General features: G+C 38.9%; 27 protein-coding genes. 23 read left to right on the forward strand and 4 right to left on the reverse strand.

Translation table 11 applies throughout. From position 1 onward, the window contains the following. From CLV94_RS00005 to CLV94_RS00040, 8 genes are all read left to right on the forward strand, one after another. A partial coding sequence (locus CLV94_RS00005; RefSeq protein WP_211331168.1) for a T9SS sorting signal type C domain-containing protein occupies positions 1-459 on the forward strand: 459 nt, incomplete at its 5' end. Between the two features lie 218 nt (positions 460-677). Continuing rightward, positions 678-1,328: a DUF6624 domain-containing protein gene (locus CLV94_RS00010; protein WP_121374428.1), complete on the forward strand. Its 651-nt coding sequence runs from the start codon at positions 678-680 to the stop codon at positions 1,326-1,328. Positions 1,329-1,342: 14 nt separating this feature from the next. Further along, positions 1,343-1,897, forward strand: coding sequence for a helix-turn-helix domain-containing protein (locus CLV94_RS00015; RefSeq protein WP_121374429.1), 555 nt, complete (start codon positions 1,343-1,345; stop codon positions 1,895-1,897). 87 nt (positions 1,898-1,984) lie between these two features. Continuing rightward, the gene (locus tag CLV94_RS00020; protein ID WP_121374430.1) at positions 1,985-2,920 is read left to right on the forward strand and encodes a hypothetical protein; all 936 of its coding nucleotides are present in this window, start codon (positions 1,985-1,987) and stop codon (positions 2,918-2,920) included. 84 nt (positions 2,921-3,004) lie between these two features. Beyond that, entirely contained in the window at positions 3,005-3,442 is a 438-nt protein-coding gene (locus CLV94_RS00025; RefSeq protein WP_121374431.1) for a DUF1801 domain-containing protein, read from the forward strand. An 11-nt stretch (positions 3,443-3,453) separates the two neighbouring features. Next, entirely contained in the window at positions 3,454-3,924 is a 471-nt protein-coding gene (locus tag CLV94_RS00030; RefSeq protein ID WP_121374432.1) for a DinB family protein, read from the forward strand. A 6-nt stretch (positions 3,925-3,930) separates the two neighbouring features. After that, positions 3,931-4,959 (forward strand): serine hydrolase domain-containing protein, encoded by a 1,029-nt coding sequence (locus CLV94_RS00035; RefSeq protein ID WP_121374433.1) that lies wholly within the window; start codon positions 3,931-3,933, stop codon positions 4,957-4,959. A gap of 97 nt (positions 4,960-5,056) precedes the next feature. Continuing rightward, positions 5,057-5,281, forward strand: coding sequence for a hypothetical protein (locus tag CLV94_RS00040; RefSeq protein WP_121374434.1), 225 nt, complete (start codon positions 5,057-5,059; stop codon positions 5,279-5,281). 51 nt (positions 5,282-5,332) lie between these two features. Here the strand turns inward: CLV94_RS00040 and CLV94_RS00045 are convergent, their stop codons facing one another. Then, the gene (locus tag CLV94_RS00045) at positions 5,333-6,235 is read right to left on the reverse strand and encodes a magnesium transporter CorA family protein (protein WP_121374435.1); all 903 of its coding nucleotides are present in this window, start codon (positions 6,233-6,235) and stop codon (positions 5,333-5,335) included. A gap of 140 nt (positions 6,236-6,375) precedes the next feature. Between CLV94_RS00045 and CLV94_RS00050 the strand changes: the two genes are divergently transcribed. Next, entirely contained in the window at positions 6,376-8,385 is a 2,010-nt protein-coding gene (locus CLV94_RS00050; RefSeq protein ID WP_121374436.1) for an ATP-binding protein, read from the forward strand. On the opposite strand, the gene CLV94_RS00055 is transcribed toward CLV94_RS00050, so the two are convergent. Continuing rightward, positions 8,386-9,348, reverse strand: coding sequence for a GlxA family transcriptional regulator (locus CLV94_RS00055; protein ID WP_121374437.1), 963 nt, complete (start codon positions 9,346-9,348; stop codon positions 8,386-8,388). A gap of 160 nt (positions 9,349-9,508) precedes the next feature. Here CLV94_RS00055 and CLV94_RS00060 point away from each other — a divergent pair, with 160 nt between their 5' ends. From CLV94_RS00060 to CLV94_RS00075, 4 genes are read left to right on the forward strand one after another with little or no spacing between them, the layout of a single operon-like run. Next, positions 9,509-10,012 carry a DinB family protein gene (locus CLV94_RS00060; protein WP_121374438.1) on the forward strand — a complete coding sequence of 168 codons (504 nt, stop codon included), beginning with the start codon at positions 9,509-9,511 and terminating at the stop codon, positions 10,010-10,012. An 18-nt stretch (positions 10,013-10,030) separates the two neighbouring features. After that, on the forward strand, positions 10,031-10,414 hold the full coding sequence (locus CLV94_RS00065; protein WP_121374439.1) for a VOC family protein: 384 nt from the start codon (positions 10,031-10,033) through the stop codon (positions 10,412-10,414). 40 nt (positions 10,415-10,454) lie between these two features. After that, entirely contained in the window at positions 10,455-10,877 is a 423-nt protein-coding gene (locus CLV94_RS00070; RefSeq protein ID WP_121374440.1) for a VOC family protein, read from the forward strand. Between the two features lie 20 nt (positions 10,878-10,897). Continuing rightward, the gene (locus CLV94_RS00075; RefSeq protein WP_121374441.1) at positions 10,898-11,302 is read left to right on the forward strand and encodes a VOC family protein; all 405 of its coding nucleotides are present in this window, start codon (positions 10,898-10,900) and stop codon (positions 11,300-11,302) included. Between the two features lie 52 nt (positions 11,303-11,354). Here CLV94_RS00075 and CLV94_RS00080 read toward each other — a convergent pair whose 3' ends face one another. After that, positions 11,355-11,798 carry a hypothetical protein gene (locus CLV94_RS00080; RefSeq protein WP_121374442.1) on the reverse strand — a complete coding sequence of 148 codons (444 nt, stop codon included), beginning with the start codon at positions 11,796-11,798 and terminating at the stop codon, positions 11,355-11,357. A 247-nt stretch (positions 11,799-12,045) separates the two neighbouring features. Then, entirely contained in the window at positions 12,046-12,744 is a 699-nt protein-coding gene (locus tag CLV94_RS00085; protein ID WP_121374443.1) for an SRPBCC family protein, read from the reverse strand. 283 nt (positions 12,745-13,027) lie between these two features. Between CLV94_RS00085 and CLV94_RS00090 the strand changes: the two genes are divergently transcribed. The 10 genes from CLV94_RS00090 (at position 13,028) to CLV94_RS16930 (ending at position 21,327) form a co-directional block, all read left to right on the forward strand. Continuing rightward, a complete protein-coding gene (locus CLV94_RS00090; RefSeq protein WP_121374444.1) occupies positions 13,028-13,540 on the forward strand; it encodes a lipocalin family protein in 513 nt (170 codons plus the stop codon). 260 nt (positions 13,541-13,800) lie between these two features. Next, positions 13,801-15,201: an anthranilate synthase component I family protein gene (locus CLV94_RS00095; RefSeq protein ID WP_121374445.1), complete on the forward strand. Its 1,401-nt coding sequence runs from the start codon at positions 13,801-13,803 to the stop codon at positions 15,199-15,201. 11 nt (positions 15,202-15,212) lie between these two features. After that, positions 15,213-15,779, forward strand: coding sequence for an anthranilate synthase component II (locus tag CLV94_RS00100; protein ID WP_121374446.1), 567 nt, complete (start codon positions 15,213-15,215; stop codon positions 15,777-15,779). A gap of 39 nt (positions 15,780-15,818) precedes the next feature. Then, on the forward strand, positions 15,819-16,811 hold the full coding sequence (gene trpD / locus CLV94_RS00105) for an anthranilate phosphoribosyltransferase (RefSeq protein ID WP_121374447.1): 993 nt from the start codon (positions 15,819-15,821) through the stop codon (positions 16,809-16,811). Positions 16,812-16,813: 2 nt separating this feature from the next. Continuing rightward, positions 16,814-17,602 carry an indole-3-glycerol phosphate synthase TrpC gene (gene trpC, locus CLV94_RS00110; RefSeq protein WP_121374448.1) on the forward strand — a complete coding sequence of 263 codons (789 nt, stop codon included), beginning with the start codon at positions 16,814-16,816 and terminating at the stop codon, positions 17,600-17,602. Continuing rightward, complete coding sequence (locus CLV94_RS00115) at positions 17,599-18,252, forward strand: phosphoribosylanthranilate isomerase (RefSeq protein WP_245982394.1); 654 nt, start codon at positions 17,599-17,601, stop codon at positions 18,250-18,252. Before trpC ends, CLV94_RS00115 begins: the two co-directional genes overlap by 4 nt. After that, a complete protein-coding gene (gene trpB, locus CLV94_RS00120) occupies positions 18,236-19,423 on the forward strand; it encodes a tryptophan synthase subunit beta (RefSeq protein ID WP_121374449.1) in 1,188 nt (395 codons plus the stop codon). The genes CLV94_RS00115 and trpB overlap by 17 nt, the downstream gene beginning before the upstream one ends. Before the next feature lie 3 nt (positions 19,424-19,426). Beyond that, positions 19,427-20,188, forward strand: coding sequence for a tryptophan synthase subunit alpha (gene trpA, locus CLV94_RS00125; protein ID WP_121374450.1), 762 nt, complete (start codon positions 19,427-19,429; stop codon positions 20,186-20,188). A gap of 135 nt (positions 20,189-20,323) precedes the next feature. Further along, positions 20,324-20,977 (forward strand): YciE/YciF ferroxidase family protein, encoded by a 654-nt coding sequence (locus tag CLV94_RS00130; protein ID WP_121374451.1) that lies wholly within the window; start codon positions 20,324-20,326, stop codon positions 20,975-20,977. Positions 20,978-20,991: 14 nt separating this feature from the next. Continuing rightward, the gene (locus tag CLV94_RS16930) at positions 20,992-21,327 is read left to right on the forward strand and encodes a hypothetical protein (protein WP_170148716.1); all 336 of its coding nucleotides are present in this window, start codon (positions 20,992-20,994) and stop codon (positions 21,325-21,327) included. Positions 21,328-21,350: the final 23 nt, after the last annotated feature.

Consider the following 21,350-nt stretch of genomic DNA (forward strand, 5'->3'; position numbering starts at 1 on the left):
AACAACGCCTCGATAAAATTTTATGTGCCGGAAGTAACAAATTTTGATCCGACCCAAATGATCTATTTATACGATGGAGCCGACGATTCGTATCATGATATCAAAAATGGTAGTTATGAAGTGACACTTCCTACTGGAATCTACAACAGCAGGTTTCAGATTACTTTTGTAAATACGGCTTTAGGCGTCGGTGAAACGATTAAAAATAATTTCGGAATCACGCAGGACAATGCATCGCAGACATTCACGGTACAAAATCCAAATCTAGCCGATATTAGGTCAGTCGTATTGTTTGATATTACAGGCAAAAGCGTTTTCAAAAAAGACAATCTGGGTACCAGTGAAAAGTATTCTTTTTCAACCAGCGGCTTGAGCAAAGGAGTTTATATAGTCGATCTTGTAACTTCTGATAATCAGAAATTCAGTCAGAAAATAATCGTCAACAATCAAAAAAACTAGGCCTTTCAAGGTCTTTTTTTTATTTAACTTATCAGACATTAATGGTTACTAAGGTTACAAGCAGCTTATAGCTAACCTTTTTGGTGCTGGAAACATTTTTTCATAACTTCGTCTACATCAAAAGAGAATTACTGCATAAAATAAAACCTTAAAAAATGATTGATGCCGCCAAAAGCACAGGCAGATGGGAAATTTCTGAAACAAAGCCATAAGTCTCAATGAAACTAATACTACTACTTTGGGGATTCCTTGCCTTCGGACAAGACGCCAACTTTAACGATATTACCAAGCAGTTATTGGATATTGATGAGCTTGACCAACGCTATCGAAACCAGATGGAAGAAACAATAGCACGTTTCGGAAGTGATTCAAAAGAATCAAAAGCATTGTTTAAAAATATGAAGATAACCGATTCACTGAATCTGATTCAAGTCGAAGCTATAATCAATAAACATGGCTGGCTGGGCTCTGATAAAATCGGCAGCCAAGCCAATACGACTCTGTTTATGGTCATACAGCATGCGGAGCTTCCTGCACAGATAAAATACCTGCCAATGATGAGAGAAGCTGTAAAAAAAGGAAATGCCAGAGCAAGTTCGCTCGCTCTCTTAGAAGACAGAGTCGCTTTAAAACAAGGAAAAAAACAAATTTATGGGAGCCAGATCAGCTGGAACATGAAGACTAATGAGAGCTTTGTCGCTCCGCTCGAAGATCCCGATAATGTAGACCTGCGAAGAGCCGAAGTAGGTTTGCCAAGCCTACAAGCTTATTTGGCAGAAATGGACATGAAATGGGATGTAGAAAATTATAAGAAGGAATTGCCTGCAATTGAGGAAACCTTTTTTAAAAAGAAAAATAAAATCGATTAAGTTCAAGACAAGGAATGACAAACAAGGTTTCTATCTATCGACAAAAATTACAGCTGACTCAATCGGAACTTGCCGAAAAATCAGGAGTATCCTTACGAACAATACAAAGAATAGAATCAGGTAGTCCGCTCAAAGGATTTACCCTAAAGAATCTGGCAAAATCTTTAGACATTGCTCCGGAAGATCTTATAGAAATACCCAAAGCTGAAGCTCCTGAAAACTGGAGCCTAGACAAAGCCAAGCTCATCAACATAACAGCTTTGTCCTTTATAATCTTACCTTTTGGGAATATTATATTTCCTTCAATTCTGACCTTCAGAAATTCTGGAGCAGAAACAAAAAAAATAGGACGTGAGATTATAGGCTTCCAAATAGTATGGACCATTATTAATTCTTTTCTGCTTATCATAAGTCCGTTTGTGCAAAAACTTCTTTCGACAAAAATCCCTATCATTTTAGTCGTCTTATTGGTTTCCTTGCTGACGAATACCTATATCATCATCAGAAATAGCATAGAACTGAACAAAAACCAAAGACTTTATATTTCACTGAAAAACAATATATTATAAGTCATGACATAAAAATGGCGCAAAATTGGCGGTAGTTTCTAAGCGAAAAATTAAATTCTTCATCGGAGTATTGCAAAAAAAAATCCGATGAAACTTTTAAAAAAAATTACCCTTATTGCAGTTGCAATTATCGTCATGGGCGCCCTATTTGGCCACTTTTATTTTGATCAAAAATTTACTCCCGAAAAAAATGCGTTGACTGTTCGCGGTTCTTCAAGCAGAATTCCTATCGTATGGGAAGATTCAATGACCGCCTTACTCCTTCCTGTAAGCCTAAAAGGCATTCCCGAAAAATTTTATATGCAATTAGATTTGGGTTCGCCTACAACATTATTTTATACAGCGCCTTTAAAATCAATCCAACAAAAATACGGGCCTAAATTTAACTTTTCCGACAGCCTTTCTCCTATAAAGCTAGGTTTTGAATTAGGAAATATGGAAGTTTCTTCAAGCCGATTCAAAATGTTAGAATATGGTGATTCAATACGATGGAACGATTCGGATTCGCCGATTATAATTGGAACTTTGGGAACTGATTTACTGGAAAAAAGAATAACTGTTTTAGATTTTAAAGATAACTACTGTTCTTTTTCCGAATCAATTCCAAACGAGCACAAGAAATACAATTGGTCCGATTTTGAATTTAAAAAAAGACGGATACTGTTTCCTGCGGAAATAGAAAACGAAAAAATCAAAATAATATATGATTCAGGAACTAGCGTATTTGAATTGATTACGAGCAAAAAAAGCTGGGAAAAATATAGAAATAGCGGGCCTATTCTTAAAGGAGAAGGAAATTCCTGGGGTAATAAGCTGACAACTTATACGGCAAAAACAAGTAAAAAAATCCGGATTGGCAATACTAACATTACCTTGTCGGAAGTAACTTATATTGAAGGAACCTCTTTTTTACAGCGTATGCTAATGAAATCTTCCGGAATGGAAGGCATGGCAGGCAATAAAATTTTTATGGGCAAAATACTACTCCTGGATTGTAAAAAACAGAAATTTACGATCTATTAAATCAGACTTTTATAGATTTTTTCTTTACTGTCTTTCTTTTTCTTAATTTCGTCTGTATTAGGAAACTAAAAATTCAGACACTAAATGAAAGCCATCCGAAACCTACATCCTGATTTTCAAAATCTATTGGAACGCAAGGAGCCAGAATTAATTCATTTATTTCAGGACCTAAGAGCATTAATCTTAGAACTCTATCCTGAAAGCAATGAATTGCTGTATCATACGCATGCACTGACTTCTGTCTTCTCTATTTCAGAAAAATTATCAGATGCTTTCTGCATGATTCCAATCTATACAAATCATCTCAATCTAGGCTTCAACAAAGGAACCCTACTCGAAGATCCAGATAAATTACTGACAGGAACTGGAAATCTAATACGTCACATTCCGATAAAAACAATTGCTGATTACAGAAACGAAAAAGTAAAGAATTTGATCAAATCGGCAGCAGAATTTGCAATCAACGATATGGACAAGCCTTCAAAGACAATTGGCAAGACAATTTCAAAAATCAAAAAGTAAGATCAAAAGACATGAACCTGACCCAGCAAATAGCAAAGCACTTTAGAGAAATTCATTTTGGAGGCAACTGGACCTGCTCCAACCTAAAAGAAAACCTGAAAGACATAACTTGGCAACAGGCAACAACAAAAATCCATTCGTTTAATACGATTGCAGCCCTAGTCTATCATATGAATTATTACGTAAGTGCTGTCTTAAAAGTACTGCAAGAAAATCCGCTAGAAGCCAAAGACAAATACAGCTTTAACCATCCTCCTATCCTTTCGCAAGCAGATTGGGAAAATCTGCTCGACAAAACTTGGGCAGATGCAGAAAACTTTGCAAATTTGATCGAGCAATTGCCAGAAGAAAAACTTTGGGAACATTTTACGGAGGAAAAATATGGCAATTATTACAGAAATATCCACGGAATTATTGAGCACACACACTATCATTTGGGCCAGGTTGTCATCTTAAAAAAACTAATTTTAGCGGAACAATAAACAAATATGAAACACCTCTTCCTTCTGGCATTCGCAGTAATTATATTTACATCCTGCACTAGCACTCCCGAAAGCAATATCAAAGAAATAGCAAGCAACTATTACAAAAAAGGCGCTTTTAACGGAACGCTTTTAGTCGCCAGAGACGGAAAGATTCTTTGCGATACCGTTCTAGGCTATAGGGACCTACAAACAAAACAGCCAGTAAACGACAGTACCGTTTTTTATATAGCATCGCTTGCTAAACCGTTTACTGCGCTGACTATCATGCAATTGAAGGAACAGCATAAATTAGAGTATGAAAACACTATTTCGCTATACATGTCCGATCTGCCACCATTTGCACAAAAAATTACCATCCGCCAATTGCTTAACCATACTTCAGGAATTCCTGATTATGAAAAAGAAATGGCTCCCGTAAAAAATCTTACCAATACACAGGTCATGCAATGGCTAGGCACAAAAAGCAACCTGAACTTTTCGCCTGGTGATAAATTCGAATACAGCAATACAGGCTATATTATTTTAGCATCCATTATTGAAAAAATAAGCGGTAAATCCTATGCCGATTTTTTAAAAGAAGCTGTCTTTCATCCATTGAATCTAAAAAGAACTATCGTTTATGATACTACAAAACCAACCATTACCAACAGGGCGATCGGTTACAACAAAGACAAAAAACTGGATGATTATTCGATTCTGACTACTGGCGATGGAAGTATTTTCTCAACTGCAAAAGATTTGTTTGCTTGGGAAGAGGCGCTTTACGGCCAAAAGCTGATGAGTAAAAAAGAAATGGAAAATGCTTGTCAGCCGGCAAAATTAAATGACGGAAGCATTTCGAATTATGGTTTCGGCTGGAATATACAAGAAAAAGAAGGGCATACAATAGTTAGCCACACAGGTGGATTAAACGGCTATAGAGCCTGCATTTGGAGAAACCTTCATGATAAAACAGTGATCATTGTGTTGACAAACCAAGGCGATGCTTTTCCACTACAGCAATTTATGCAAGAGATTGAAAACGAGTTATAACCGTGCATATTTCAATTTCATAATCTTTTGAAGGAATCATATAACACAAAAAATCCACTGGCTTGCTAAATTTGATTTTCTTTCAATAAGAACTTTTATGGAAGATAATAAAGAAAATCAAAAAAAAACCGTGAAGACTGACAACGGCAAAGCTTCCGGTGAAAAATATATTCATGTTTCTGAGATTCCTACGCAAAAATTGAATGACGATAAGGATTTCCGAGACAGCCTAAAAAACAAGCGCGACAGCGCAATTGATCCTAAACCAAAAGAATCACAGCCAGAGACTGGAAAGGACAATGAAACTATGGGAATACCATAAACAAATTTGAGTTTAGTTATGAGGCGGAAGGTAATACTTTCGCCTTTTTTGTTACAGCCACTTTTTTCTCCTGAACCAGATAAAAATAATTACCGAAACAATGACCATCGCCAATAACGCAAGCGGGTATCCTAGCCTTTCATCAAGCTCAGGCATAAACTTAAAATTCATCCCATAAATACCTGCAATAAAAGTCAAAGGCATAAAAAAGACAGAAAAAATAGTCAGGATTTTCATCACGTCATTTGTTTTTCGGGCAGATAAAGAAAGGTAGATATTTAATAGATTATTTGCGTCATCCTGCACCTGTCCGTAAAGCGTAAGCAGCTTGATATGCAAGTCTCGGACATCCTGTAAAGCTGGAAGATCCTTCTCTTCTACTTTCACCGAATTTACGACTTCATTCGTCAACAGCAGCAATTTCTTGCAGAGTCCCGTTTTTCTTTTCAGGTAATACATCCCTTCAATCATGTCGGCAGGAATATTTTTTTTGAGAAATACTTTCGATTCATAGTAATCTATCTTCTCCGAAAGCCGTATTGCGGGCACTTCGTACGAATGCAAAGTTTCCCAAATAATCTTTACTGCCATGCCACCGGTCGTTTTTAGTTTACCCGTATCCATACAAGTTTTGCGTATTTCTTCCATGATCGGCTGGGCAGATCGGTGAATCGTGATGATAAAATTAGAATTATAAAAAACGGCAATCTTGCTGCTAAGCTCTCGGATTGTCTGCTCGTGTTCATGAGAATGCTGCAAAATCCTGACGATAAAAAAGTGCGTATTGTTATGCTCTTCGTATTTAGGAAGATGGTCTGGATCAAGACTATCCATCAAAGTGTAAGGATTCAAATCATATATTTCGCTGACTTTTTCGAGCTCTTCTTTTGTTGGATTTGTAATATCGGTCCAGACAATATCCGTATCTGAAAATTTGCACGTTTCTACAGCCATAGCCTTATTCTTTTAATTATCTCAAATTTAAGGTAATATTTGGGAACATATTCTGAAAGAATAGCAAAATTTTTGCATTCTTCTGCCTCTGACTTTAAGATTTTCTTAACTTTGTTGTACCCTCTAACTCTGACATTACTATGCCGACATCCAAAAACTATTCTGCTATCGAAAAAATCATAGCATCGGCACACGAGCCTATGCTTTTGCTTGATAAGGCGTTAAAAGTAGTATATTCCAATGTTGCGTTCAATAACAAATTCAGCTTGTCAGAGCCTGATAGTTACGGGAGAAGGTCTTTTCTAGAAATAAGACATGACGCTTTTGATATTCCTACTCTGTCCAAGCTTCTTTTAGAAACTCTGGAAACAAAAGGAACTATCCAAAATTACGAACTCCGGTATGCCAAAAATTCAGAGAACAGCAAATTACTGCTAAATATCGATTCGATCGAATTACCAGAAGAAACATTCCTGCTTTTGGCCGTGAATGATATCAGCAGCGAGGCCGAACAACTGCAGTCGTTTCTCCAATCAGTGCTAAATTCTACAAACTATGGAATTGCAAGCTATGAAGCCGTATATCAAAAAGACGGCACGATTGGCGACTTCAAAATTTCGTATACGAATCCAGAAGTACCCAGAAACTTCGGACTTGAGCCAGGACAAGTAATCGGAAAGACATGTAGAGAAGTCTACCCTGGAATCTTTGAAAACGGCATCTTTAAAAGAATGGCCGCTTGTATGGAAACAGGAATTCCTGATAGTTACGAAATTTCTGTTGAGCATAACAATACTACTATATGGTTCAATGCCACTATCGAAAAAGTAGGCAATTCTGTGGCTGTAACCTCAAAAAATATAACTCAGGAAAAAACTGCTGCCCTAGAAATCGAAGCCATCAATACGCTTCTTTTAAATAAGAACAAGGAGCTCGAACAGCAACTGCTTACTGAATTTTCGGAAAGCTTTTACTCCTATGGAAGCGGTCAGGATTTTTTCAACTCACTGCTGCTTGAAATAGCGGCTAAAACAAAGATGGACTATGTGCTTCTTGGTGAAGTCATTACAGAAGAATCGGGAGAAGAGTGTATCAAAAGCGTTTCTGTAATAGCTTTTGGAAAGGTTACAGATAATTTCAAATACCTCTTAAAAGGCGGTCCTTGTGAAGAAGTCATTAAAGGAAACAACACGCATTATCCTAACAATAGCCAAAAACTCTTTCCTGATAGCAGGACGCTGGCTGAGCTAAATGCCGAAGGTTATATTGCCCATCCATTAGTCAGTTCATCGGGAAAAATAATCGGCCTAATAGCCGTGCTACACCAAACCGAGATAAGTGACATATCGTATATCGAATCACTGTTGAAAATAGCTGCCAAGAGAAGCGAGATGGAATTTGAGCGCCTCCAGAATGAAAAGCTTTTGGAGATGAAAAACAAAGAACTGGAAAGACAGAATATCGAACTGGCTTCCTTTGCTTATATTTCTTCTCATGACTTGCAAGAGCCGCTCCGTAAAATACAGCTGTTTGCCAGCCGTATCCTCTTTCGTGAAAAGTCTAATTTCAGCGAGTCTTCGCTTGGCTATTTCCAAAGCATCACGAATGCGGCGAATCGTATGCAGAACTTAATTGAATCATTGCTCAACTATTCAAGCATGGATGCTTCTGAGATTCATTTAGTTCCTACCGATCTGAATGTTGTAATTGACGAGATAAAAAACAACATGATCGATATTATTGAGAAAAGGAATGCCCGCATTGAAGTAGCCAAATTGCCTACGCTTCCTGTAATTCCGATTCAGTTTCAGCAGCTTTTGACTAATTTAATTTCTAACGGCATAAAATACAACCGAGAAGACATCGACCCTGTCATAAAGATAAATGCTGAAATAGTTTCTTTAGAAGAATTTGCCGGAAAGCAATTCTGGAAAATAAATATTGAAGACAACGGAATCGGATTCCAGCAAGAATACGAAGAAAAAATCTTCGAACTATTTAAAAGGCTACATGGCAAAACCGACTATGAAGGCACTGGAATCGGCCTTGCCATATGCAAAAAGATTGTTCAAAAGCACGACGGGTTTATTCGCGCCATAGGTACGCCTGGTGTTGGGGCACAATTTTTAGTATACCTTCCCGTAAAATAATCAGGCAACAAGATTGTTGAACTTTTCTCTATAAGCCGTCGGAGTCATTCCCACATTTTTCTTGAATAGGCTTCGGAATGATTTCAAATCGTTATAGCCCGACTCAAACATTACTTCCATAACGCTCTGCCTTGAATGTTCTAGCATCTGCTTTGCAGCCTCTATTCTGGTCTTCTGCAGGTATTCAATCGGCGTAATGCCTGTCACCTGCTTGAATCGCCTTACCAAATTTCTCCTACTGGCTGGAACATCCGTAATAATTTCTTCAATTGTATTTGCCTCTCTAAAATTTTTCTTGATGACATCTTGCGCCTGCTTCACCAGATCATCGCCATGGTCTTCGGCTGGAGTAAAAGTCCCGAAATAGGTCTGCTGGTTTCTGTCAAGATCGATAGAAAATATCTTTGCGGTTTTCACAGCCATCTTTCTGCTGCAGAAGTTTTCGATAAGGCGCATCATCAAGTGAAAACTATTCGTAGCGCCTCCGCTTGTGTACACTCTATCTTCTTCGGTAACCACGGCATCTACTTTCAGGTCAACCGCCGGAAAGGCATTCGCAAAAGCATATTCTGCATTGATGTGGGTTGTTGCAGGCTTGTTATCCAGTAAGCCTGTAGAAGCCAAAAGAAAAGCGCCCGTGCAGAAACTGGCTATCGAGGCTCCTTTTTCATACTGCTCTCGCAACCAGACAATCCAATGTCGGTTCAAGGTAACGGCTCTCGGAATAATATCCTGCTTGAATGCAGGAATGAGCAAAATATCATATACTGTATCTGAATCCGGCTGCCGCAAGTTATATTCAGAATACGTCTGTGCTACCTCTTCCATATGGAGAAGGCTGATGTCAAAATAAGGCTGAAGATTGTCTTGCAGATAAAATCTGTTGACGGTCTCAAAGACGTCTAGCATCGCTGCAACGCTCAAAAGCCTGTGTTCTTGTGTAAGCAAAATACCTAGTTTCATAGCTAATTTTTTAGGAAGAACAAATATAAAATATTTTGTCTTAAATCCCCCCTCATAATGACTTTAACCCACACCTTTTATGCTTATTTTTTGAATTAATTTTATCAAACCTTATAAAAGAAGGAATTTAATTCAATTTTTAATACTAAAAAATATCAATATGAAAATCAAGCCCACAAGTAGCAGGATGTTTTCTTTGCTTGTCTTATACGACATGCAGACGCTTTTTTTCGAGAGAGCCTTAGAGAAAATTTCGGATGAAGATGCCCATAAAAGATTAGATACCAAAGCCAACCACATTGCTTGGCTTGTAGGAAGCTTGGTACAGCAACGCTACGAAGTCGCAAACCTATTAGGCTATACGGAAAAGCAACAAGCAGAGAACTTATTTAAGGATGGCAAAGGCATACAAGACAATGTACAATATCCGCCTTTATCGCAATTCTTACAGGACTGGAACAAAATCAGTCCAATATTGCAGGAGCTATTGTCTAAAGTAACCGATGAAAAGCTAGATGAAAAATTTGAAATGATGCCAGGAATGGTAATGTCTCATTACGAACTAATCACTTTCGTTATCTACCGCGAAGCAAACTGCATAGGCCAGATAGCACTATGGAGAAGACTTTTAGGCTATGATGCCCTACGATATGATGATATGTAAATCTTTAAAACAATAGCCATGTTACATAAAAGCAAAGCATTCACCGGTTTCTCTGTCGATGACAGTAAAAAAGCCAAAAAATTTTACGGCGAGATCTTAGGATTGGAAGTAGAAGAAGATCCGGAAATGGAAGGAATAGTAACGCTAAAAATAACGGGCGGCACTTCGATATTAATCTATCCGAAAGAAAATCACGAGCCCGCCACATTTACGATTCTTAATTTTCCAGTGCCTGATATCGAGAAGGCAGTAGAAGAGCTTTCTAAAAAAGGCATACAATTCGAACACTATGTTATTGACGGCACGCCAACCGATGAAAAGGGAATCTTTAGAGGCGGCGGTCCGTTGATTGCTTGGTTCAAAGATCCCGCAGGAAATATACTTTCAGTATTAGAAGAATAAAACAATTTCAATCAATTACGAACAATTAAATTAAATCAAAATGGCAACGATTAACACGTATTTAAATTTTAATGGCAACACAGAAGATGCCTTTAATTTCTACAAGGCAGCTTTTGGCGGCGACTTCGCAGTAATAATGAGATTTGGAGATACTCCTGGATGCGAAGAAATGCCTGAGACAGACAAAAACAAAATCATGCATATCGCCCTTCCAATTGGTGGCAATATGCTTATGGGAACGGATGTTCCGGAAACGATGGAACAAGTCAAAAACGGAACCAGTATGTCCATTTCAATCAATACCGATTCTGAACAGCAGACGAGAGACTTGTTTGCAAAACTTTCTGAAGGAGGCAAAATCCAAATGCCGCTAGACGATATGTTCTGGGGTGCCTTATATGGCATGTTTACCGACAAATTTGGCATCCAATGGATGATCAATTATGAGTATGAGAAAAAGTAATAAATAAAAAAAAGAGAAATATGGCAACACAAATTTTTGTAAACCTTCCCGTAAAAAACCTGAACAAATCCATTGAATTTTTCACAAAGCTAGGCTATACTTTTAACCTGCAGTTTACCGATGAAAATGCGACCTGCATGATTATCAGCGACACTATTTTCGTAATGTTGGTAACCGAGCCTTTTTTCCTGAATTTCACCAAAAAAGAAATCTGTGATACTTCTAAATATACAGAATCCATCATCTGCCTTTCTGCAGAAAGCCGCGAAGCCGTAGACGATATGGTGAAGAAAGCAATAGCAGCAGGCGGTTCTGCACCAAATGACAAGCAGGATCATGGCTGGATGTACGGCCACGGTTTCCAAGACCTAGACGGACATCTTTGGGAAATAGCGTATATGGACGAAAGCGCCATGCCGCAATAAGCAAGCAACCTATTTAAGACGAATCAGAACACGGCCAAAAGCCGTGTTTTTTTTATTGGAAAAGGCCAAACAGCCTATAAATAACAATAACCGATAAAGCAAACAAAATGTAAGTCGCAAAAAGGGGCAGGTAGTATTCTTTAAAACGCACTTTAGAAACTACAGAAAACTTAAAAAGAAAATACCAGCAGCCGACGGCCGCAAGGCCTGTGATAATTCCAAAAATAAGGCCACTAAACCAAGTAGGATCAATATCCGTATGCGTCCAAATATAATGATAGCACAAGACGATAAAAAGTCCAGACAGATAACGGAAACCTTGTTCCCAAACTTTCTTGCGCTCAGGAGTAACATTGCTTCCTATCCTTGACAAGATAAGGCCTAACACCAAAGGTTCCTTAAAAATTTGGCCGAACCGTTCCGAAACATACTGGCTGAATAATAATGTGATGTGTGTAGCCACAAAAGCGGCAACGCAGATTTTTAGAAGTTCCATTTGAAATAATTTAGTAAAGTTTGTTATGATCTTTTTACAATTTTTATATAAAACTTAAGGATAATTATATAATCGATTTTAGGTTTTGCAATCGTAACTTTGGATTAATAAGAATTGGAAAATCTATTAAATAGCCGATAATAAAAATCATCTAAAATTTCAATTCAAGAACTCTTGATTTGTATTTATTTTTTGAGGTTTATTATTTGTTTTGCAATCCCCATCATTTTCATGATGGGGATTTTTATTAAAAGGATATTGGAAGCAAATCGTGAGGTTGCTGGTTCTCAATATAGTCTTTAAACCTTTTGATATCATTTTCTATCATATTTTCAAAAATAGGATTCAATACTTTGGCTGCCGTCTCTCCTATTTTTCCAAGCGGAACCTGATACGAAATCATGACTTGCATTTTTGTGCCTGATTTTCCATTATCATAAAATTGGACTTTCCCTATATTGTGGATAATAGAATCCGAAAACGAACGCCAGCTAATTTCCCTATTTTCTTCATCTTTAATAATCGCGGCTTTCCATGTAAGATGCCCTATATTTCCCGGAATCTTTACTTTCCATTCCGAAGTTTCTTCATCTAAGAGTACGACGCTTTCAAGATGCTCCATAAATAAAGGCAGGTTTTCCAAATCGCGCCAAAACGGATATACCTGAGAAACAGGCCTATCAATAGTCATCTGGATCTTGATGTTGATAATCGGGGTCTTTTCGACTTTTGCTTTAGTTTTTAAGGTATCGTAGCCAGGACAGTATCCCGTGGCACCTCTAAAAATCATAAATCCTGCCAATAGAGCTCCAGGCATGCTTTTAGGTTTTTTCGTAATAGCATCGTAAAGCAAGACAGAACCTGACAAAACAGAAACAACTCTTTCGGTTGTTCCCATATTCGTTTCCAAATTAGATAAGCGAGAAAGTATTTCCTGTGGTTTCATTTTCAATAATTTATACTTCTTTACACATAAATTTAGAGCTAATAATTCAATTTATGTTTATTTCCAATCAGCATTTAACCAAGTTTTAACGTACTATTTTCTTTAATCGTCCTACTCTTCTGATTTTTAAAATTTTAGCGGTTAATTTCTTAAATAATTAACATTTATTAACATAAATTGAAAATTATATAAATTTTATTAGCAATAGTATAAATAATTAACAATACAAAATCATCAAATTTGTAAAAACTGTTACAATTAACCAATCTTAAAAACACATGTTATGAAAAAAGGAAAATTTTTAGCTCTAGCAATTTTAGCTATCAGCTTCGGAGCTTGTTCAGATGACGACACTTCAAACAACGATTCAGGTGCTATCGAAGGAGTCTATAACTTGACAGAGTTCAACACGGGAGCTGCAACCGATTTTGACGAAAATGGAACAGAATCCACAAATCAAATGGACGAAAGCAATTGCTATGATGGCAGAAAAATCGATTTTAATTCCGATAATACGTTTACGTATGAAATCGATTATATCTTGATTGACACGAATACTGGTGTAGCAATTTGTGCAGAAAATGATGTTACAGGAACATGGACAGTCGCAAACAATGTCATTACTATTACGTATGAACAAGAGGACGGTAGCGACGTAACCTTGAATTTTACGAGATCCAACAATGGCCGTACGTTGACACAAACGACAGTCTTGACAACCTATCCTGACAGGAATGCCGAGGGCGTGCCCTATAATAGAGCGGGTAGTGTTGAGCTGGTATTTTCCAAACAATAATATTCCAAAAAAAATTAGAGCTGCTTCCATTACGGAAGCAGTTCTTTTTTAAATTTAAGCCAAATTATAGGCTGTATTAAAAAAACATTTATACATTTGCCACAATAATCATTCACATGAACTGCATTTTAAACAATACTTGGTGGTGGAATAACTTACGTCGAACTTCGTGAGCGAATCCTGCTATCTGTATTTTTTAAATCCAAATATTTAAGGCTTGTCATCACGACAAGCCTTTTTTTATTCCCAAAACTGAACGTATGAAAATGTATAAATTACACTCAAAACACAAGCAAATCCTGGCTGATACTATAACGCCAGTAAGCGTTTATCTAAAGATAAGAGATAAATTCCCGAACAGCCTTTTATTAGAAAGCAGCGATTACCACGGCGGTGACAATAGCTTTTCATATATCTGCTGCAATCCTATTGCGGCTATAAAAATAGCAGGCAATAAGATCCTTAAGACCTATCCCGACGGAAGCTCTCACGAAATAGAAATCGAGAACACAACCGAAGTTGCTCAGACCATCCAAGAATTTGCTTCACAGTTTGAAGAAGAAAAAAACAACTTCAAGTTCATCAATAGCGGCTTGTTCGGCTATATCGGATACGATGCCGTGCGTTATTTCGAAAAGATTACGATCAGTCCAAAGCCAGACAGTCAGGAAATCCCAGACATCTATTATGCTGTCTACCAAAATATCATCGCTATCAATCATTACAAAAATGAAGCTTATATCTTTTGCCACAGTCTGGACGGTAAGGACAATATTGCCGAAATCGAACAGCTGCTGTTGTCCAAGAATTTTGCTTCCTATTCCTTTTCTAAACAAGGAAAACCCTCTTCAAACCTGACCGATAATACGTTTAAGGAAAATGTAGTATTGGCAAAAAAACATTGCCATCGCGGCGATGTATTCCAGCTTGTACTGTCACGACGCTTTACGCAAAATTTCAAAGGCGACGAATTTAATGTCTATAGAGCTTTGAGAAACATCAATCCTTCACCCTATCTCTTCTTTTTTGACTATGGCAATTTCAAAATCTTCGGCTCGTCCCCTGAAGCACAATTAATAATCAAAAACCGCAAGGCCGAAATCCATCCCATTGCGGGAACTTTCAAAAGAACCGGAAATGATGAGCAAGATGCCGTCCTAGCCAAAAAACTTTCCGAAGACAAAAAAGAAAACAGCGAACATGTCATGCTTGTCGATCTTGCCCGAAATGACTTGAGCCGAAATTGCCACAGCGTTCAAGTGGAAAAGTACAAGGAAGTACAATTCTTCTCCCACGTCATCCATCTCGTTTCAAAAGTAACCGGAACAGTAAAAGAAAAATCAAGTACCATGAGTTTGGTAGCCAGCACTTTTCCAGCCGGTACCTTAAGCGGCGCTCCAAAGCACAAAGCACTGCAGCTTATTGATAAAATAGAAAAAACGAACCGCGGATTTTACGGCGGAGCCATCGGATTTATGGATTTCCAAGGCAATTTTAACCATGCCATCATGATACGCACTTTCTTGAGCAAAGACCATCAGCTCCATTATCAAGCAGGAGCCGGAATCGTGGAAAGTTCCGACGAAGAAAGCGAAATGCAGGAAGTATACAACAAATTGGGAGCGCTGACTAAAGCATTGGATCTGGCCGAAAACATCTAAAAATCAAGGAAATGAAAATAGTTATCATCGACAATTACGACAGTTTTACCTATAACCTTGTCCATTATCTAGAAGAATTATCAGGAGAAGTAACCGTGCTCCGAAATGACGAATTTGAAATCGAAGAACTGCAAACTTTTGATAAAATCTTGCTGTCTCCTGGCCTTGGAATTCCAGACGAAGCGGGTCTCCTAAAACAAGTCATCAGCCACTATGCCGAAACCAAAAGCATATTGGGAATCTGTCTCGGACAGCAAGCTATTGGAGAAGTTTATGGTGGGAGCTTAATTAACTTAGATAAAGTTTTTCATGGCATTTCATCTAAAGTAAAAACTTCAGTAAAAGACGAGACGCTTTTCGATACAATTCCAGAAGAATTTGAAGTCGGTCGCTACCATTCTTGGGTCATTTCAGCAGAAAATTTTCCCGATGAATTAGAAATAACGTCTACTGATGAAAACGGACAAATCATGTCATTAAGGCATCGGAAATTCGATATAAAAGGCGTACAGTTTCATCCCGAAAGCGTCCTCACGCCTCATGGAAAAACAATCCTAAAAAATTGGCTCGACAGTTAAAAGCAATAATTAGTCCATGTCAATTTAAAAATAGAAACAATGAAAATCATACTCAACAGGCTCATAAGCCACGAAACCCTATCCAAAGAAGAAGCCAAATCTGTTCTGGTAGCCATTTCTTCGGGACACTACAATCCGAGCCAGATTTCGGCTTTCCTAACCGTATTTATGATGCGATGCATTACCATAGACGAATTATCCGGTTTTAGAGAAGCACTATTAGAACTCTGCATTCCGATTGATTTTTCCGATTACAATACAGTTGATTTATGCGGCACAGGCGGCGACGGAAAAGACACCTTCAACATCTCTACCCTAGCTTCTTTTGTAACGGCTGGTGCCGGAATTAAAGTTGCAAAGCACGGAAATTATGGTGTTTCCTCGGTTTCCGGTTCCAGCAACGTGATGGAAAATCTCGGCATAAAATTCAGCAATGATGCTGTTTTTTTAAGGCGATGCATTGAAGAAGCAAATATTTCCATCCTTCATGCCCCGCTCTTCCATCCCGCTATGAAAAATGTAGGCCCGATCCGCAGGGAGCTGGGTGTCAAGACTTTTTTCAACATGCTAGGTCCTATGGTAAATCCGTCATTTCCTAAAAATCAGATCGTCGGCGTGTTTAGCTTAGAACTGGCTCGGATGTATGCCTATTTATACCAAAATACCGACGTAAACTATACCATCCTGCATTCCCTAGAAGGCTACGACGAAATTTCGTTGACGGGCGATGCAAAAATCATCGGCAAGACTTCCGAAACCATTATCGGTCCCAAAAATTTCGGCCTGCATGCCCTGAATCCTGACGCTATAAAAGGAGGTGCTACTGTCGAAGCAGCAGCGCAGCTGTTCCATGATATTATTTCCGGAAACGGAACAGAAGCCCAAAACCAAGTCGTCTGCGCCAATGCTGCTGTAGCAATCAGCACTGTAGAAAACAATTCGCTGGCGGAGGCCTACCATAAAGCCGAAGAGAGCCTCAAAAGCGGAAAAGCCTTAGAAAAATTAAAAAAACTGCAACACTTAAGCCGATAGCCATGACTATTTTAGACCAAATAATTGCCGACAAAAAGCGCGAAGTCGCCTTAAAGAAAAGCATCATTTCTATTCAACAATTAGAATGTTCCGATTTATTTGGAAAGCATGCGATCTCGCTGTCTGAACACATCAAGAAGTCCGCAGGAATCATTGCGGAGCATAAGCGTCGTTCTCCTTCAAAAGCTATAATAAATAATAGTTTTTCAGTAGAAGAAATCGCAAAAGGATATGAAAAAGGCGGTGCTTCTGGAATTTCGGTATTGACCGATGCCAAGTATTTTGGCGGTTCGCTCGAAGACCTTCAATTGGCAAGAGCCACTGTTTCCCTACCTCTTTTGAGAAAAGAATTTATTGTCGATACCTATCAGATTGTAGAAGCCAAATCGCACGGAGCCGATGCCATCCTACTGATAGCAGCTGTATTGACCCGAGAAGAAATTAGGCAGCTTTCGCAATTTGCCCAATCGCTCTCCCTAGAAGTCTTGCTGGAAATTCACAACCATGAAGAACTGGAAAAAGCAATGATGCCCAGCCTTAACTTGATCGGCGTAAACAACAGAAATCTTAACAATTTCGAAACCAGCCTGACCAACAGCTTTGAATTGGCCGCCGCGATTCCGGATGATTTTATCAAGATATCTGAAAGCGGCATCAATACTCCAGAAGACATCCAAAAGCTCAAGCAATATGGCTTTGAAGGATTTTTGGTCGGCGAAAGCTTTATGAAGACCGACAACCCTGGTCTGGCACTTGAGAAGTTTATCAAAGAAATCAATTCCAACCTATGACAAAGCAAATACAGCTAAAAATCTGCGGCATGAAGTTTTCTGAAAACATTCAGGAAGTTGGCCTGCTGATACCTGATTTTATAGGATTTATTTTCTATAAAAACTCGCCCCGTTATTTTGAAGCCGAAATACCCAAAATCAGTCCCGACATAAAAAAGACAGGCGTCTTTGTCAATGCTTCATTTACTGAAATTAAAGAAAAAGTGCAAAAGCACGGCCTCGATTTTATCCAGCTACACGGCAATGAAACTCGTGAATTTTGTGCCTCAATAGAACGCATCTCAGAAGTTAAAGTAATCAAGGCATTTGCACTCGGCAACAATTTTGATTTTAGCATTTTAGAAAAGTACAAAGATTCCTGTTCCTATTTTTTATTTGACACCAAAGGACAGCATTTTGGAGGAAACGGAACCGCTTTCGATTGGAACATCTTAGAAAATTACGCTTTGGAAAAAGACTATTTTTTGAGCGGCGGTATCGGCATAGAAGATATTGAAAAGCTATTCGAATTCTTCCAAAAAGACTATTCCAAAAAGTGTTTCGCGATAGATGTCAACAGCCGATTCGAAACCAGTCCCGGATTAAAAGATACCTTAAGACTAAAAGAATTTATACAACAGCTAAAAGAAAATCATGAACACAAATTATAACTCAGACGAAAAAGGATATTACGGCAGTTTCGGTGGTGCATTCATTCCCGAAATGCTCTACCCAAATGTAGAAGAGTTGCGCCGAAACTACCTCAAGATTTCCCAAGAACCCGAATTCAAAAAAGAATTTCACTCATTGCTCAAGCAATATGTCGGCCGTCCGACGCCTTTGTATTTGGCCAAAAGACTGTCCGAAAAATACAACACAAAAATCTATCTCAAGAGAGAAGATCTCTGCCACACCGGAGCCCATAAGATCAACAATACCATAGGGCAGATATTGCTAGCAAAACGATTAGGAAAGCAACGCATTATTGCAGAAACTGGTGCCGGACAGCATGGAGTTGCGACAGCAACGGTCTGCGCCTTGATGGGACTGCAATGCATCGTTTATATGGGCGAAGTCGATATTGAACGCCAAGCTCCGAATATTGCCCGAATGAAAATGCTAGGAGCCGAAGTCCGTCCTGTAAGCTCTGGATCGAGAACCCTAAAAGACGCCACAAATGAAGCCATCAGGGACTGGATCAGCAATCCCGAAGCCACTTTTTATATTATCGGTTCCGTTGTCGGCCCGCATCCCTATCCTGATATGGTGGCCCGTTTTCAGAGCATAATTTCCGAAGAAATGCAGTTGCAGCTGATGGAGCAAGAAAACCGCCAAAACCCCGACTATGTCATTGCCTGCGTAGGCGGAGGAAGCAACGCTGCTGGTGCATTTTATCACTTCTTAGAAAATGAAGACGTAAAGCTTATCGCCGCAGAAGCTGCCGGAAAAGGAATCGATTCAGGAGAAAGCGCCGCGACTTCGGCACTCGGAAAAATCGGCATCATTCACGGAAGCAAGACGCTTTTGATGCAGACAGATGACGGACAAATCACAGAACCCTACTCTATTTCGGCAGGTTTGGATTACCCCGGAATCGGTCCGATGCATGCCCATCTGTTTGAAAGCAAGCGCGCCGAATTTCTTTCGATAACCGACGACCAAGCCATGCAAGCCGGTATAGAATTGGCACAATTAGAAGGCATAATTCCTGCGATTGAAAGCGCCCATGCCTTAGCCGTTTTGGAATGCAAAAAATTCCGTCCCGAAGATATCGTAATTATCAACCTTTCTGGCCGTGGCGATAAAGACCTCAATACCTATATCAACTATTTTAAACTTTAGAACATGAAACGCATCCAAGATCAACTAAGAGAAGACAAAAAGCTGGTTTCTATCTATTTTACGGCTGGCTTCCCCAATTTAGATGACACAAAGGTCATTATCGAAAATTTAGAGAAATCAGGCGTTGACATGATTGAGATCGGCCTTCCGTTCAGCGATCCTTTAGCCGACGGACCGACGATACAAGCCAGCTCTACCAAAGCATTAAAAAACGGAATGACAACGCAGCTACTTTTCGAGCAATTACAAAACATCCGCCAAACCGTCAACATTCCGCTGTTGATCATGGGCTATTTTAATCCGATACTGCAATTTGGCGTAGAAAACTTTTACAAGAAATGCCAAGAAACAGGAATCGACGGATTGATTATCCCCGATCTTCCCTTAGAAGTCTACCTGTCCGACTACAAATCTATTTTTGAAAAATACCATCTCGCGCCTATTTTTCTTATCACGCCGCAGACTTCTGAAGATAGGATAAGACAAATTGATGAAGCTTCCGATGCCTTTATTTATATGGTCAGCAGTTCGAGCGTTACCGGAAGCAGGACAGCATTTGACGAAAAGCAGCTGGCTTATTTTGAAAAGATTGCTTCCCTGAAGCTCAAGAATCCGCAAATTATAGGTTTTGGAATCAGCAACAGTACCACTTTTAAACAAGCTACACAATTCCAAAAAGGCGCTATACTAGGCAGTCATTTTGTAAACCATCTTGAAAAATACGGCTCTCACGATGCAGAAACATTTATAAGTACCATCATTTGACGCTATCCTATAAATCATTTATGAGTAACACCTTGCTATCTAACCAAACATATAAAAATTAAAATCAATTGTATAAGTAAAAATGCTTGTTCAAGTTGGAACTTTGAGAATAGATCAACTAAAAAATAAGCAATTATGAAAAATTCAAATTCTTCTGCCGCAAAAAATAGCAGCAAAACCACAGCAAAATCCAGCAATTCTAAAAACAGTCCAAGTGCCTCAAAATCGACAGCAAAAAGCCCGAGTTCCAGTGCAAAAACGGTGAAACCAAAAGCAAATGCTGCCGATGGATTAAGAGAATTGTTTATGGAACAACTTAAGGACATCTATTGGGCTGAAAAAGCACTTACAAAAGCACTTCCGAAAATGGCGAAAAACGCGACTTCCGAAAACCTAAAGGCTGCCATCGAAGACCATTTAGAAGTTACCAAAGAACAAGTTGCCCGACTCGAAGAGGTTTTTGATACGCTCGGCAAAAAAGCCACAGCCAAAAAATGCGATGCCATGGAAGGCCTAATTAAAGAAGGTGAAGGCATTCTAGAAGAAACAGAACCAGGCGCTGTTCGCGATGCCGGAATCATAGCGGCTTCCCAAAAAATTGAACACTATGAAATTGCCAGCTACGGAACACTCTGCGCTTTTGCAAAAACGTTAGGTGAAGATGAAGCCGCACGACTTCTGGAAATCACACTTAACGAAGAAAAAGAAGCTGATGTTACCTTGACCGAAGCCGCCTACAACACGATTAACTTCGATGCGGCCGATGATATAGACGAAACTGAAGAATAACTAAAAATGATGCTATGAGAACACAATATAACGACCTGAACGAAGAGCTGCTCTGGGGACAGAACAGCCCAAGCCATCCTCTTAATGGAGAACAAATAAGAGGAAACGGCAAGCGAGAAATTGACAATCCTGATCTAAACAGAGATCGTAATAATACATTTGATCAAGACCGAAATTTCGATAATGACGATAAGGAAGAAGAAGACAATGATGATTTTCTAGACGATGGTTTTGATGACGAAGATGATGACGATGACGATTCGCTGACGGATGATGAAGATGCTGACGATGATCCGCAGCAGACAAAACGCGACCAGAAGCGCACAGGATCGGATACTAATCCGGAATAATCTTAAATACAATTCAAAAACGG

The organism is Flavobacterium endophyticum, assembly GCF_003634455.1.
GTDB lineage: Bacteria > Bacteroidota > Bacteroidia > Flavobacteriales > Flavobacteriaceae > Flavobacterium > Flavobacterium endophyticum.